Here is a 15,448-nt window from a genome sequence, read left to right on the forward strand (position 1 = left end):
CCGCGACTCCAGGTGGCACGCCCCGTGCGATACGCCCCGGCACACCGGAACTCAACGCAACCAGCGCGACCCAGCACCGCGCGCGAGCCGGACGGCTCGCCCCCCCCCTCGGAGATACGGCCATGGAGCGAAGCTACAACGTCATTCCCACGGACTCGGGCGTTCCCATCAAGGCGTGGACGGTCGGCGTGCCGTTCGAGCCGGCCGCGGAGAAGCAGCTCAAGAACGTCGCGTCGCTGCCGTTCGTCCACAAGTGGATCGCCGTGATGCCCGACGCGCACCAGGGCATCGGCGCGACCGTGGGGAGCGTCGTCGCGACCCACGGCGCGGTCATCCCGGCGGCCGTCGGCGTCGACATCGGCTGCGGGATGATGGCCGCGCGCACGAGCCTCCGCGCGTCCGAGCTCCCGGACTCGCTGCGCGGGCTCCGCGCCGCCATCGAGGGCGCGGTGCCGCACGGCCGCACCGACAACGGCGGGAAGAACGACCGCGGCGCGTGGCGCGCGCCGCCCCAGGCCCAGCTCGACACGTGGGCCGCGCTCGAGCCGCGGTACAAGCAGATCGTCGAGAAGCACCCGCGCCTCGGGCGCGGCTCGGCCATCGAGCACCTCGGCACGCTCGGGACAGGGAACCACTTCATCGAGCTCTGCCTCGACGAGGAAGAGCGCGTCTGGGTGATGCTGCACAGCGGGTCGCGCGGCGTCGGGAACCGCGTCGGGAGCTACTTCATCGAGCTCGCCAAGCAGGAGATGCGGCGCTTCTTCGTCAACCTGCCCGACGCGAACCTGGCGTACCTGCCCGACGGAACGAGGTACTTCCACGACTACATGCAGGCCGTGTCGTGGGCGCAGGACTTCGCGGCCGTCAACCGGGAGCTGATGATGGCGCAGGTCGTGCGGGCGCTCCGCGAGTCCGGCGAGCTGCCGCCCTTCGACGCGGCCGTGGAGGCGGTGAACTGCCACCACAACTACGTGGCGCGCGAGCACCACTACGGGAAGGACGTCCTCGTGACGCGCAAGGGCGCCGTCCGCGCGCGGGCAGGCGACCTCGGGATCATCCCGGGCAGCATGGGCGCGCGCTCGTTCATCGTCCGCGGGCTCGGCAACCCGGAGAGCTTCTGCAGCTCGAGCCACGGCGCGGGACGCGTCATGTCGCGCACCGAGGCCCGACGCCGCTTCACCGTCGCGGAGCACGAGGCCGCGACCGCCGGCGTCGAGTGCCGCAAGGACGAGGACGTGATCGACGAGACGCCCGCCGCCTACAAGCCGATCGACGACGTGATGCGGGCGCAGAAGGACCTCGTCGAGATCGTCCACACCCTGCGACAGGTCGTCTGCGTGAAGGGGTGAGCCGCGGCCCGCGGTCGTGGTATCGCTCATCCAGGTCGTGGTATCGCTCATCCAGGGAGAGTCGACTGCCATGCTGACCATCGATGGATCCGCCGGAGAGGGAGGAGGCCAGATCCTCCGCACGACGCTCAGCCTCTCGCTGATCACGCAGACGCCCGTCCGGATCACCTCGATCCGCAAGGGCCGCGCGCGCCCCGGCCTGATGCGGCAGCACCTCACCTCGGTGCAGGCCGCCGCCCAGGTCGGCCGCGCCGAGGTGTCGGGCGCCGCGATCGGGTCGCAGGAGATCGTGTTCCGGCCGAGCGCGCTCGAGCCCGGCGAGCACACGTTCCGGATCGGCAGCGCGGGGAGCACGATGCTCGTGCTGCAGACAGTCCTCCCCGCGCTGCTCCGCGCGCCCGCGCCGTCGACGCTCACGCTCGAGGGCGGCACGCACAACCCGATGGCGCCGCCGTTCGACTTCCTGGAGCTCGCCTATCTGCCGCTCGTGCGCAGGATGGGGCCGGACATCACCGCCACGCTCGTGACACCAGGCTTCTACCCGGCAGGCGGCGGGCTGGCCCGGGTCTCTGTCGCGCCCGCGCCCTCGCTCGCGCCGCTCACGCTGCTCTCGCGCGGGGAGATCCGCGGCCGGAGGGCCGTGGCCACCGTGTCGAACCTCCCGAGCTCCGTGGCGATGCGCGAGCTCGAGGCGGCGGCGGCGGTGCTCGGCTGGGAGCCGGCGTGCTTCAAGCCGAGCGTGCTGACGGGCGGGCACGGGCCGGGCAACGTGCTCACGATCGCCGTCGAGAGCGAGCACGTGACCGAGGTCTTCACCGGCTTCGGCGAGAAGGGCGTGCGCGCGGAGACGGTCGCCACCAAGGTCGCCGAGGAGGCGCGCGACTACATCGCGGCGGACGTCCCGGTGGGCGAATACCTGGCCGACCAGCTCCTCCTGCTGATCGCCCTCGCGGGGCGCGGCGCCTTCCGGACCGTGCGCCCGTCGTCGCACACGACGACCCACCTGCAACTGCTCCGCGACCTCCTCGGGATCCGCGCCTCGGTCGAGCAGGTCTCGGAAGAGGCGTGGCACATCGAGATCGAGCGCTGAGCGCGGGACGTCGAGAATCACGCGTGTTCAGCGCCCGAGTCGGCAGATCAAGGCCGATTGACGGCGGCGTCCCGGTTGTGCCACATGACAGCGGGCGCACGGCGCGCTCTGGCGTCGCGGGCTGCTCCGCGGCGCGACAGCGAGCATCCGGACGGAGCGGCGCGGAAGGCGGGACCATGGCGAAGCGCGATTACCTCAAGATGACGGACATGACGCTGGCCGAGGCGCACCGCGTGCTCAGGCTCGCCACGCGCCTCAAGGAGGAGCCGAAGGGGCGGCGCGCCACGCTGCTCGCCGGCCGCTCGGTCGCTGTCGTCCTGGAGAAGGCGAGCACGCGCACGCGGGTGTCGTTCGAGGTCGGGATCGCGCAGCTCGGCGCCCATCCTGTCGTGCTCAGCACCCAGGGCAGCCAGCTCGCGCGCGGCGAGCCGATCCGGGACACGGCGCGCGTGCTCGCCCGGTACTGCGACGCCATCGCGTTCCGCACGTCGTCGACCGCGCGCCTCAACGAGATGGCGGAGGCGACCGTGCCGGTGATCAACGCGCTCTCGGACGACGGCCACCCGGTGCAGGTGCTCAGCGACATCTTCACGATCGAGGAGGCGCTCGCGGCGACCGGCGACAGGAGCGGCATCGCGGGCCGGCGGGTCGCGTTCATCGGCGACTGCTCGAGCAACATGGCGCGCTCGTGGCTCGAGGCGGCGCCGCTCTTCGGCTTCCACCTCGTGCTCGCGGGGCCCGAGGGGTACATGCCGCCCGCGGACGAGGTCGAGCGGGCGCGGGCGACAGGCCACGTCACGCTCACGAGCGACCCGCGCGAGGGCGCGGCGGGCGCGGACGTGGTGAACACCGACGTGTGGGCGAGCATGGGCCAGGAGGACGAGGCGGCGCGGCGCCGCGCCGCGTTCGCCGGCTGGACGGTCGACGCAGGCGTGATGGGGAAGGCCGCGTCGCACGCGATCGTGCTGCACTGCCTGCCGGCGCACAGGGGCGAGGAGATCGACGACGAGACGATCGAGGGGCCGCGCTCGCGGGTCTGGGACCAGGCAGAGAACCGGCTGCACGTGCAGAAGGCGCTGATGCTGTGGCTGCTCGGCGTCGAGCTGGCCTGAGCCGACCGGGCGGGCCCTCTCGTCAGGCGGCGCCCACGCCGCCGAGGCGCATGGGCTCGCCGCCGGCCACGGCTGTCTGCCCCACGAGGGTGTGCCCTGGGACGGAAGGCTCAAGAAGACGAGCTCTTGCGCCGCCGATCGCGCGTTGCAGCACAGGAGCGTGACGACGGCACGACAGCGGCCTGAAGTGAGGTCCTGAGCAGACCGACACGGCGGGCCGCGCGTCCGGTGCAGCGATGTGCGCTCCCGGGGTGCGCCCTTGAGTCCGCCCGCTGCCACGGAGCTGTTCCGCGCCCGCGATCCGGAAGAGGCGGCGCTCGCTGGCTGTTCTACAGCACACCTCGACAGCGTCCGGTGGTGCGTTCCTGGTGAACGTACCACCGGAGTCTGGCTTGCGACGACCCGCGCGATCGGCCGAGGTCGGCGCGGGATCGCGGCGAGCTCATGGGGATCCAGGGCCGAGGAGCTCCCTCGATTTGTAGCGCTTTTCAGCGGAGAAATTGAACAGGGAGGCGGGGAGACGGGGAGTATTTGAAGGCTTCCCTACCCGCCTCCGCGCCTCCCCGTGAATTTTCCGAAGGATTTGAAAGGATGCGTCAGGACTGAGGGGGATTGAGGAGGATCTGACGTTCAGAGGGCTCCTTCGGGATCGTCCCGGGGAGTAACGAGGGGTTCTCCCCGATTGCGAGTCGGGTCGATGAGCCGCACTGTTACGACCCCGCGCAATGAGCTGGGCGCGAGCAGGATGTCGAGCGCTGGCGCGAAGCTCCGGGACGCGTGGTCGAGACACACGAGACGTTGTTTCACAACGAGACGAAGGAGTTACCACCATGCGAAATCGGTTCGACAGGAACACCGAGTACGGGCGCGACGAGCGCGGCTGGGACGAGCGCCAGGGCCAGAGCGGCGGACGCTGGGACGAGCGCCAGGGACAGGCAGGTAGCTGGGACGAGCGCCAGGGCCAGAGCGGCGGACGCTGGGACGAGCGCTACGGGCAGCCCCGGAGCTACCCCCCCGAGCGGAGCTGGGGGCGCGAGGAGCAGCGCACCTCGGGCTACGACCAGGACCGCGACTACGGGTACACGGCGCAGCGCGGCTACGGCGGTGAGCACACGTTCGACCAGGGCCGCTTCGCCGGCACCGACCGCGGCTTCGATCGCGACTACAACCGCAACTTCGGCGGCGACCACAACCGTGATTACCGCGACTACAACCGAAGCTTCGGCGGCGACTACAACCGAAGCTTCGGCGGCGACTACAACCGTGATTACCGCGACTACAACCGCGGCTTCGGCGGCGACTACCGCAGCTACGACCGCGGCTTCAGCGGCGACTACAACCGAAGCTTCGGCGGCGACTACCGCAGCTATGACCGCGGCTTCGGCGGCGACTACAACCGAAGCTTCGGCGGCCAGTACGGCCGCGACGAGGGCCGCGGCTGGGGACGCGACCAGGACCGCGGCGACTTCGGGCGCGACCAGGGCCACGAGGGCGGCCATGACTTCGTCCGCACCGTCCGCGACGCGGGGCGCTCCGCGATGCAGAACGTCAGCGGCGCGCTGAACCACCTCGGAGAGCGCGTGCGCGGCGCGCTCGGCCGCGGGCCCAAGGGCTACAAGCGCTCCGACGAGCGCATCCGCGAGGACGTGTGCGAGATGCTCTCCGACCGCGACGACATCGACGTCAGCGAGGTGACCGTCCGCGTGCAGAGCGGCGAGGTCACGCTGGAAGGCACCGTCAACGAGCGGTACCACCGGCGCCTCATCGAGCAGATCACCGAGAACGTCCGCGGCGTCGAGGACGTCCACAACCAGATCCGCGTCAAGCGCCCCACCGAGACGACGACAGCGACAACCGGCTCGACAGCCTCGACGGGCGCGCAGCAGGGCGCGCCTCGCCCGATGGCGAACGACGTCGCCCACCGCTGAGCCCTCGCCGGCTCACGGCCGGCTCGCGAGATCCGCGATCACCTTCACCAGGCAGGACGGGTCGATCGGCTTCGGCACGTGCTTCTGAAAGCCGGCCATCAGCGCCCGCCTCCTGTCCTCGATCCGGGCATAGGCCGTCAGCGCCACCGCGGGGATCCCCCGGATCTCGTCCCTCCCCGTCGCGCGCACCTGCTTGATCAGCGCATAACCGCTCTCCCCCGGCATGCCGATGTCGCTGACCAGCACATCGGGGCTCAGCCGCTCCAGGAGGCCCATGGCCTCGCCCGTCGAGCCGGCCACCGTGACCTGCGCGCCCGTCGCCTCCAGCACGAACGCGATCATCTCCCGCGCGTCCGGCTCGTCCTCGACGAGGAGCACGTGGATCCCGCTCAGCGCCATCGAGCCGCCGTCCTCGAGCGCGGCGGGCCGCGGCGCAGGCGGCGGCCCGCCGCGCGCGCCCATGGGCGCGTTCTGCGCGGGGAGCGTCACCGTGAACGTGGCGCCCCACCCCTCTCCCGGGCTGTCCGCCTCCACCGTGCCCCCGTGCAGCTCGACCAGGTGGCGGACGATCGCGAGGCCCAGCCCGAGCCCGCCGTACGCCCTCGTCGGCGACGAGTCGCCCTGGCGGAAGCGCTCGAAGACGTACGGCAGAAACGCCCGGGCGATGCCCTTGCCGTCGTCCGTCACCGCGATCACGACCTGGGCGTCGCTGCGCGCCGCACGGACCGTGACCCGGCCGCGCTTCGGCGTGAACTTCACCGCGTTCGAGAGCAGATTCCACATGACCTGCTGGAGGCGATCCGGGTCGCCGCTCAGGTGGCCCAGCGCCTCGCCGAGCTCCACGCAGATCTCGATGCCCTTCGCCCTCGCTGTCGGCGCGATGGTGTCCACGGCGGCCTCGATGACGCCGGCGAGGTCCACGGCGACCGTGTTCAACCGCAGCTTGCCCGTGATGATGCGCGAGACAGTGAGGATGTCGTCGACGATCTGCGACTGCGCGTGGGCGTTGCGCTCGATGGACGCGATCCCCTGCTTGACGCGCTCGGGGGCGAGCTCCTTCTCCTTGATCAGCCGCGCCCAGCCCAGGATCGCGGTGAGCGGCGTCCGCAGCTCATGAGAGACTGTCGCGAGGAACTCGTCCTTCATGCGGTTCGCGTCCTCGGCCCGGAGGCGATCCTTCTCCGACTGGGCGAGCGCCTGCTGCTCGCGGCGGAGCAGATCGGTGCGCTCCTCCTCGAGCTGCTTCAGCCCCGTGATGTCGACGACGGCGCCGGTCAAAAACCTCGTGGAGCGCGCCTCGTCGTAAAAAATGCGCCCGCGATCGTGCACCCACCGGATCGCCCCGTCGGCGCGGATCACGCGATGCACGATGTCGTACACGCAATGCTCACGGACGCACCGCTCGGTCAGGGCGCGCACGGCGTCGATGTCCTCCGGGTGGACGCGGCTTATCCAGTCGTCGACGGGCTGCGACGTCTCGCGCTCCTCCAGGCCCAGGATGCGGTTCAGGCTCGCGTCCCTCGTGTCGGACCACGTCGCCAGGTCGATGCGCCACGTGCCCACGTCCGCCGCCCACGTGGCGAGCCGCAGCCGATCCTCCCTGTCGCGGAGCGCGCTCTCGATCCGGGATCGCTCGGTCAGGTCGACAGCCGAGCCGACCATGCGGATCGCCTTGCCCGCAGCGTCGCGGAGCGCGTAGGCGCGATCGAGCACGCGGGCGATCGACCCGTCCCCGCACACGACGCGGTACTCCGCCGACCAGCAATCGATGTCGCCGCAGAGGACCTGCTCCAGGCCGCGCGCCACGCGGTCGCGATCCTCGGGGACGATGCGCTCGATCCACCACCCGCCAGAGGGGTCGGTCTGGTCGGGATCGTAGCGAAACAGCTCGCAAAAGTTCTCGTTGCGCTCGACCTGGTCGGTCCGGATGTCCCAGTCCCAGATCGAGTCCTTCGTGGCGCGCGCGAGGAGGCGGTAACGCTCGCGCTCCACGTCGGCCTCCAGGCGCAGGCGCGCCGCCTGCTCGTCGACGCTCCCGGGCGCGACCTCCCCGCCCGGCTGCGCTGTCGCGCCCCGCTCCGACGCCGGGGCGTCCGGGAGCGCCCTCCGGGCCACGGCGGCGAGCGCGACCGCCGCCTGGTCGGCGAGCGCCGACAGCAGCCAGGCCTCGTCGTCCGTGGCCTCGGTCGAGCGCGCGACAGCGAGCACGCCGGAGACGCGGTGCTCGGCGATCAACGGCGCGGTGGCGACATGGGCCGCCCCGCGCAGCGCGCGCGCTATCCCCTCGTCGAAGCTCGGCTGAGCGACGTCCCGGAGCTCGTCGAGCAGCGCCGGGTCGAGGCCCAGCGCGGACCGCACGACCGGCCGCTCCTGCTCGTCGTTCAGGAGCAGCACGGCGCCGTCCGCGCCGCTCAGCTCCCTCGCCGCGGTGAGGACGGCGTCGTGGATCGCGCACGCGGAGCGCGCCCGCGCGAGGGCGCGGCCGGCCTCGGTCAACAAGCGAACCTTCCGGAAACGTCTCCTGTCGGGATCAATCACAGACCGACGGGCCTCGGCACAGAATGAGGGATTGCCAGCGAACCACGGAGGATGCTCCCCGACCGGGCGAGCCGAGCGCGCACGGGGAGCGCGACGCCGCCCCGGAGAACGGGCGCGCGGATGCCTGATGCGGAGCTGAGCCGTGCGGCTTGTCCTAGCGGCCCGCGGACACGCCCGCCAGCCGCGCCGCGGGCTGTCTGTCGCAGAAAACTTGGCCCGATCTCCGGAAATTTGCGCAAACACGCGCTGCGTGGATCTCCGCGACGCACCGCCCGAGCTCCTCCTGGCCGTGGCCGGCGCGGCGCTCTTCTTCGGGCTCGCCCAGACGGCCCGGCTGGCGTGGCGGAGCGCCCGGCAGCGGCGCCGGATCGGGCGCATCCGGGAGCAGGGCGCCGCGGGGGAAGCGCGGGCCGAGGCGCTCCTCCGCGAGCTCGGGTACACGATCCTCGGCCGGCAGGTCGCTGTCTCGTACGGAGTCCAGATCGACGGTGAGCCGATGACGGTCGGCCTCCGCGCCGACTACCTCGTGGCGCACGGCCCGAGGCGGTATGTCGCCGAGGTGAAGACAGGCCGGCTCGCGCCGCGCATCGACACGCCCGCGACGCGGCGGCAGCTCCTCGAGTACCGGCTCGCGTTCGACGTCGACGGGGTGCTGCTTGTCGACGCGGAGGCGCGGCGGGTGCGGTCCGTTGTGTTCCCGCTGCCGGGCGCGGCCGCGGCGCGCGAGCCGCCCGGCGCGCAGCTCGCGTGGTTCCTGGCGGCCGTCGTGGCGGGCCTCGTGGCCGCCATGGCGGCGCGCGCCGCGTGGTGAGGCGTGGTGACGACGACCGCGCAGGGCGGCGTGGTGAAGACGACCGCCCAGGGCGGCGTGGTGGTGAAGACTACCGCGCAGGGCTGCGCGGTGAAGACTACCGCGCCGCGCGGGCGCGGCGCCTGCGGCCGGCGAGCAGCAGGAGGCCGAGGCCGAGCACGCCGAGCCTGGCCGGCGAGCCCTCCGACGTCGACGACGTCGCGCCAGCGCGGCAGGCGCAGGACGAGTCCGGCTTGCGGATGCCGCCGCCGTTCCCGCCGCTGCCCGCGGCCCCGCCGGCCCCGACCGTGGCCGTCAGATCCGGCGGCGGCTCGTCCAGGAACAGGCCGCCTCCGTCCTGCCCGCCGCTCGTGGCCGTGGGGCCGCCGACAGGCGGCTCGCCGCAGGACCCGTTCGTGCACGGCGCGCCGCCCGGGCAGACGACGCCCGCGCACGCGTCGGCGCAGCTCCCGCCGACGCAGACCTGCCCGGGAGCGCAGGTCTTGCCCTCGCAGCCGGTGTCGACGCAGCGGCCGTCGGCCCCGCACGTCTTGCCGTCAGGGCAGGTGCGGCAACCGCAGTTCGACTGGCAGATGCCGCGCTCGCACACAGTGTCCTCGCCGCAGTCGATGGTGGCGCAGAGATCCACGCACCGGCCGAGCTGACACTCCTGGTTCGCGGGGCAGACGACGCCGTCGCAGCCGCCCACGCACGTCCCGCCCACGCAGACCTGGCCGCCCTCGCACGCGACGCCCACGCACGCCTGCTCGACGCAGAGGCCCTCCTCGCAGACGAAGCCGAGATCGCAGACGACCTCGCCGCGGCCGCAGTACGGCACGCACGCCCCGCGGTTGCACACGAGGCCTTCCTCGCAGAGCCCGTCGCCGTCGTCGACCTCGCCGTTGCAGTCGTTGTCGATGTTGTCGCAGCGCTCGCGCTGCTCGCCGGGCTCGAGCACGGGCAGGCACTCGGTCACGCCGTCGGTCGCGCAGCCCGTCCTGCCCACGGCGCACGCGCCTGTCTCGCCCGTGTCACAGACCTGGCCGCCGCCCTTACAGGTCACGCCGGTGATGTAGTAGACGAAATCGTTGAAATCGCCGTCGTTCGTGTACCCGCCCTGGTTCCCCTTCCAGCTCGTCGCTGTCACGGGCAGGTCCTCGAAGGCGACATAGAACGCGTCGGGCGAGGCGGTCGACGTGTAGATGAGCGTGGTCACCCACGGCGCGTTCGGTGTGCAGTTCGTGCAGACGGTGTTCAGCTCGCGCTGCGAGAACTTCGTCTGGGTGCAGTAGGTGCCCGCCTTGCCGATCAGCGCGAAGCCGACGAGGCCGCCTTGGTACCGCGGATCGTTGCGGATGTCCGACGCCGAGAACTGCCGCGGCGTCCAGTCGTGCTGCCCCGCCTGCGTCGTCATCATCGTGGCCAGCGGGCAGAAGTCGTTGTCGTCGCAGTTGAACGCCGTCGACGTGTCCGCGGGGATCAGCTCGTAGATCTGGTTGTCCGGCGGGCGCGTGCCGCTCGCGGTCGCGTTGTACCAGCCGAACGCGACCTTGCACCCGCCCCCGCGCAGCACGAGCTCTCCCGTGAACCCGCAGAGCGGCGAGAAAACGCCCGGCTCCGTGCTCGCGTCCGCCACCGGATCGATGTCCTCCCCGCGGTACATGAAGAGCCCATCGAGCGTGACGGCGTCCTCCGGGAACCCACGGCTCGTCACGAGGCCGAGCTCGGCATCTCCCACCGGCGTGGGCAGCCGCGTGCCGTCGAGCTGCTGGACCGCAGCGCTGGCGGGCGCGGCCCCCGCGAGCGGCGCGAGGGAGAGGAACAACGAGAGCGCGGCTCGCGCCGCGCGGCGACGAGGCATGATGAAGAAAGGCGTTTGCGGCATGTAGGCCACTCTACACCTCCTGGAGAGCTCACGGTGTATAAGATTCCACCGCTCCACAGCGCCGTAATTGTGCAGCAGGGTTGCTTGTGCGTCGTCGCGCGCGCCTGATTTGACGCATGCTGTCACCACGGCGCATGGAGTTGCGCTGGCCGTCGCGGGCGGTTCAACGACACGCCGGGGTGAGCGGGGAGAGCCTTTGTTAATGCTATTGCCTGCCGCGGCGCGGGGCCGTTGAGGCGGAGTCGGAGCGGCGTTTCCCCGGCGCGCGGGCGCGGGGCCGGGCTGTGGTAGGATGACGCGCTCCGGCTGCGGCCGGCCGCGCCGCCGTATGACCAAGAAATCGCTCCGCGTCTATCTCATCGCCCACCACGACGGCCGCGTCACCGGCATCCTCCTCCGCACGTGGGCATTCCTCTTCGACCGGCCGGCGCCGTCGGCCTATGGCGCCTCCGAGGAGGACGTGCTGCGCAAGATCGAGCTCGAGCTCCACGCGCGCATGGCGACGGGCGAGGACGATCTCGACCGTTATCTGTGGGACGAGTCGTTCGAGGTGCGCACGCTGGCGGTGGACGTTCACCCGCAGACCACGGTCAAGCGGACAGCCGTGGTCGGCCAGGGCCGGATCCCGCTGCGGCTCACGTACCTCGCGAGCAAGCTCGCCGAGGGTGGTTATCGCGTGATGCTCCCCCGCTTCGGCTGGTCGGTGATCCTGGAGGATCTCTCGATCGCGCCCGAGGTGCTGCGCCAGCTCGTCACGAGCGCGCTGATGGGCGAGTCGCCGCGGTCGCTCTTCGATTTCCGGCGCGAGGGAGACGAGCACGTGCGCCCGTGGTCGCCGCGCCTCGCGTCGCGCGCGGACCGCGCCGCCCGGCGCGCGGGCGACGAGCGCCCCACGCTGGGCGCCGTCGCCGAGGACCTCGTCGAGAAGGCCGCGCGCCAGCGGCTCCCGCTCGCGGTGGGCGAGTCGGAGGAGCTGGAGCAGGCGCTGCCGCTGTTCGACGTCGCGGCGCTCGCGCCGGGCGCGCCGCTGCCGTCGATCCTGCTGGTGGGCGGCCCCGGCGTGGGCAAGACGACCTGGGTTTACCGGCTCGCGCGGCGGTTCGCGGCGTGGCGGAGGGACAAGGCGCGCGCGCGCTCGCCGGGCCTGTTCAGCACCTCGGCCGACCGGCTCCTCGCCGGGATGACGTACCTCGGCATGTGGCAGGCGAGGTGCTTGAAGCTGGTGAGCGAGCTGTCGCACGAGGGGGATCTGCTCCACGTCGGCGCGCTGCTGCCGCTCTTGCGGCCGCAGCCGGACGGCGCGTCGATCGGCGACGTGCTCCTGCCCGCGCTGCGCAGCGGCGAGGTGAGCCTCATCGCGGAGTGCACCGAGGCGGAGCTCGAGGCGTGCCAGCGGCGCGCGGCCTCGCTGGTGGCGTGCTTCCAGATCGTGCGGCTGCGCGAGCCCGACGCGGCCGCGGTCCCGGCGCTGCTCGCGGAGTACGAGGCGCGGAAGGACGCGCGCGTCCGGCTGCACCCGGCCGGCAAGAAGCGGCTGGTGCAGCACCTCGCGATGTTCCGGCGCGACGTGCTCTTCCCTGGCAAGGCGTTCCGCTTCGTCGACTGGCTCGCGCAGGAGTCCGGCGCGCGATCCACCGCGGAGGCCGGCGCGGAGGCGCGGCCGGCGGAGCTCGCGCGCGGGGCGGCGGGGGCGGCGGCGGCGACGCACGAGCTGTATCCGCGGGACGTCTCCGAGGCGTACGCGCGCCACTCGGGGCTGCCGATCGAGCTGATCGCCGACGAGATCCCGGCGAGCGCCGAGGCGATCGCGCGCGGGCTGAAGGGGCGCGTGATCGGGCAGGACGAGGCGTGCGACACAGCGGCGCGCGTGCTCGCGCGCTTCAAGGCCGGGATGAACGATCCGGAGCGCCCGTGCGGCACGCTGCTGTTCGTCGGCCCGACGGGCGTGGGCAAGACGGAGCTCGCGAAGGAGCTCACGCGGTTCATGTTCGGCGACGAGGCGCGGATGATCCGGCTCGACATGAGCGAGTACCGGCTCCCCGGCTCGTCGGCGCGGCTGCTCGAGGCGGGGCCGGGCGCGACGACGCTCGCGCAGCGCGTGCGGCAGGAGCCGCTGTCGCTGGTGCTCCTCGACGAGATCGAGAAGGCCCACCGCGAGGTGTTCGATCTGCTGCTCGGGATCCTCGGCGAGGGCCGGATGACGGACGAGGAAGGGCGCCACGTCGATTTCCGGATGGTGCTGATCGTGATGACCTCGAACCTCGGCGTCGCCGATCGGCCGCCTGTCGGCTTCGGCGGGGGCGAGGCCGGCGCGCTGGCCGCGGCGGGCGCGCACCACGCGCGGCGCGCGGCGCCGGCGGGCGTGCGCGAGCACTTCCGGCCGGAGTTCGTGAACCGCATCGACCACGTTGTGCAGTTCCGGAGCCTCGGGCGGGACAGCGTGCTCAGGATCGTGGATCTCGAGCTCGCGAAGGCCGAGACGCGCACCGGGCTCGTGCGGCGCAACCTGCGGCTCCGCGTGCTGCCCGAGGCGCGGGCGTGGCTGGCCGAGGCGGGGTTCGATCCGAGGCGGGGGGCGCGGCCGCTGAAGCGGGTGATCGAGGAGCGGGTGATCACGCCGATCGCGGCGCGGATGGCGGAGGATCCCGGGTGCAGGGATCGAGAGGTCGTTGTGGCGGGCGGGGGCGCGGGGATCGAGGTGCGGTTCGGGTAGCGCGGCCGCGCCGCCGGAGAAGCGCTCCGCTCAGCGCGCCTCGGCGGGCTGCTCGGCCGCCGATCCGGGCTCCCCGTGCACGATGGCCCACACGAACTCGGGGATGAGCGCGAGCGAGTGCTGGTCCTGCGTGACGCCGATGAGGCCGCTGATGAACTCCAGGGCGTGGTCCCGGCGCTGCGCGTCGGTGAAGCGCAGGGGCGCGCTGGTCAGCCCGGGCGGGAGCCGAGCGAGCCCGGGCCCCTCCGGATTCGCCAGCGCGGAGAGCGGGTTGCTCCGGGCCTCTGCGGCCTTCCAGCGATCGTGCCAGCCGTCGAGGTACGTATTCGGCGTGAAATGGTCGGCAGGCCAGGCGCGCAGGTAAGGGAAGAGCACGTGAATCCACCCGGTGAGCTCGTCCGCGGCGTTCTCGTACCGGAAGAAGGCGCGCCAGAACGCTGGATCGTGGCGGCCCTCCGCAGAAGCCACGATCTGGTCGAGCACCGGCAGGAGAGCGTGAGTCCAGCGCTCGGCGCCGAACGGGCCGAAAGCCGCCGCGCGGTGGCGCACCCAGCGCCAGTCGTCCGCCGTGCCGAGCAGGTAGATGCGCGGGATTCCAGGGTTCGGAAAGCTCATGTCCGCGAGGAAGGGCGGCTGCCACTCGAAGTGCGGCACGAAAGGCGTCATCACCGTGAGCTCCGACGCGACGCGCTCCACCGGTCCCGTGGTCGAGAAGCCGGCTGTCACGAGCTCCCGCAGCTTGCCGACCCGCGCGGCGACCTGGGCAGAGAAACCCGAGAATGCGACGGGCCACGGGTTCACCTCGCCCAGCGTGAAATCGGGCCGATCGATCGTCAGCTCGAAGTCGCTGTCGTCGAGGAGGATCTGGCGCCGCTGCTCCTCGCTCGCGGCGACGTGGAACGTGAACCCCCGGGCCAGGCAGAACCAGATCACGTCGGGCGAGAGGACGAGGGGATACCGCTGGGTGAAGGCCATGGTTGCCGCCTGGACGAGCGGGTGCACATCCGTGCGTCCGACGAGGGGCAGGCGATGGCGGTAGGCCGCCTCGACGGGAGAGACGAGCAGGCTCTGCACCGTTGCTTCCTCGTCGAACGCGGGCAGCGGCGCCGTCGCAGGCTCGAAGTCGGTGACGGCGATGGTCGTGATGCTCATGGCTCCTCGCTCTCCTGGCCCTGCGCGACGGCTCGATGGGCCAGCGCTGCGCGCTCCAACCTCGTACACAAGAGCGCGGCGCGAGACAACTCGCCGCGGCGGCGGGCGCGCAGCGAGCCGGCTCAGCGTTCGATTCGCGCCGGCAGCCGTCGATTCCCGCCGAGCGCGCCGACGCACGACCGCACGACAAGCGCGTGAGGGAAAGGCAAGACAATTCACTCCTGCAAGAATATTACAGTGCAATCGGCGCGTCGGCCCGTGAATTCGAGAGATAGGTTACCTGCGAGGCGGGTTGGCCGCGATCGCGGCGCCTGTCGCGCGTCGCCCTGAACGCATGCTCGGATTCGCGGCGGCGTCTCGACGGGCGAGCGCCGCAATGGGGCGAGCCGTTGCGGATCCGAGGTGCTGGGGTCGCCGGTCCAGAGGCGGCTCCGAAGCGATGCGCAGCGGGCGGAGCAGGATGCCACGGGACCGGAGTTGCCGCCGCGAGGCGCGCGGGCGAGGTGCTTGGCAACGCACGAGTTTCGCGTCAATCATGGTTCATGAGGTCCTCGCGGAGCCGTTCGCCGTCGCCGTCGCCGTCCAGATCGATTCGTTCGGACCTGCGCGCTCAGTCGAAGAGCGCGGGCAATTTCGCGCATCCCGCGTCCGGCACCAGCAACCCGTCCAGCAGCACGACCGCGCCCGGCGCCATGAACCAGGCCGCGGCCCCGAGCGCGACCCCGAAGCCGGGCGCCTTCTCCGACTGGGATCCCGTGACGCGGAAGAGCGTGAGCCGACCGAGCTCGCCCGGCCCGACCACCACGCCTTCGGGAAGTCAACTCGGGAGCGCGACGACCGGCAACAACGGCCCCCGTGTCGGCCAAGCGCCCACCACCACGCCGAGCTCGC

Annotated in this window: 10 protein-coding genes; 6 read left to right on the forward strand and 4 right to left on the reverse strand. The window is 72.0% G+C overall.

Going from position 1 to position 15,448, the window contains the following annotated elements:
• The first annotated feature begins 122 nt into the window (after positions 1-122).
• From WMF42_RS35300 to WMF42_RS35315, 4 genes are all read left to right on the forward strand, one after another.
• A complete protein-coding gene (locus WMF42_RS35300; protein WP_437687427.1) occupies positions 123-1,349 on the forward strand; it encodes an RtcB family protein in 1,227 nt (408 codons plus the stop codon).
• 70 nt (positions 1,350-1,419) lie between these two features.
• Positions 1,420-2,439: an RNA 3'-terminal phosphate cyclase gene (gene rtcA / locus WMF42_RS35305; RefSeq protein ID WP_437687429.1), complete on the forward strand. Its 1,020-nt coding sequence runs from the start codon at positions 1,420-1,422 to the stop codon at positions 2,437-2,439.
• A gap of 176 nt (positions 2,440-2,615) precedes the next feature.
• Complete coding sequence (gene argF, locus WMF42_RS35310) at positions 2,616-3,551, forward strand: ornithine carbamoyltransferase (RefSeq protein ID WP_437687431.1); 936 nt, start codon at positions 2,616-2,618, stop codon at positions 3,549-3,551.
• An 830-nt stretch (positions 3,552-4,381) separates the two neighbouring features.
• Positions 4,382-5,479: a BON domain-containing protein gene (locus tag WMF42_RS35315; RefSeq protein WP_437687432.1), complete on the forward strand. Its 1,098-nt coding sequence runs from the start codon at positions 4,382-4,384 to the stop codon at positions 5,477-5,479.
• A 12-nt stretch (positions 5,480-5,491) separates the two neighbouring features.
• Here WMF42_RS35315 and WMF42_RS35320 read toward each other — a convergent pair whose 3' ends face one another.
• On the reverse strand, positions 5,492-7,975 hold the full coding sequence (locus WMF42_RS35320) for a hybrid sensor histidine kinase/response regulator (RefSeq protein WP_437687433.1): 2,484 nt from the start codon (positions 7,973-7,975) through the stop codon (positions 5,492-5,494).
• A 292-nt stretch (positions 7,976-8,267) separates the two neighbouring features.
• Here WMF42_RS35320 and WMF42_RS35325 point away from each other — a divergent pair, with 292 nt between their 5' ends.
• Complete coding sequence (locus WMF42_RS35325; RefSeq protein ID WP_437687435.1) at positions 8,268-8,828, forward strand: hypothetical protein; 561 nt, start codon at positions 8,268-8,270, stop codon at positions 8,826-8,828.
• Between the two features lie 97 nt (positions 8,829-8,925).
• Here the strand turns inward: WMF42_RS35325 and WMF42_RS35330 are convergent, their stop codons facing one another.
• Positions 8,926-10,692, reverse strand: a complete 1,767-nt coding sequence (locus WMF42_RS35330; protein WP_437687437.1) for a hypothetical protein — start codon at positions 10,690-10,692, stop codon at positions 8,926-8,928.
• Positions 10,693-11,020: 328 nt separating this feature from the next.
• Here WMF42_RS35330 and WMF42_RS35335 point away from each other — a divergent pair, with 328 nt between their 5' ends.
• Positions 11,021-13,405: an AAA family ATPase gene (locus tag WMF42_RS35335; RefSeq protein WP_437687439.1), complete on the forward strand. Its 2,385-nt coding sequence runs from the start codon at positions 11,021-11,023 to the stop codon at positions 13,403-13,405.
• Between the two features lie 30 nt (positions 13,406-13,435).
• On the opposite strand, the gene WMF42_RS35340 is transcribed toward WMF42_RS35335, so the two are convergent.
• Positions 13,436-14,557 (reverse strand): DUF4419 domain-containing protein, encoded by a 1,122-nt coding sequence (locus WMF42_RS35340; protein WP_061608968.1) that lies wholly within the window; start codon positions 14,555-14,557, stop codon positions 13,436-13,438.
• Between the two features lie 610 nt (positions 14,558-15,167).
• Positions 15,168-15,362, reverse strand: a complete 195-nt coding sequence (locus WMF42_RS35345) for a hypothetical protein (protein WP_061608967.1) — start codon at positions 15,360-15,362, stop codon at positions 15,168-15,170.
• Positions 15,363-15,448 lie beyond the last annotated feature (86 nt).

Source organism: Sorangium sp. So ce176 (assembly GCF_051519835.1).
Taxonomy (GTDB): domain Bacteria; phylum Myxococcota_A; class Polyangia; order Polyangiales; family Polyangiaceae; genus Sorangium; species Sorangium cellulosum_G.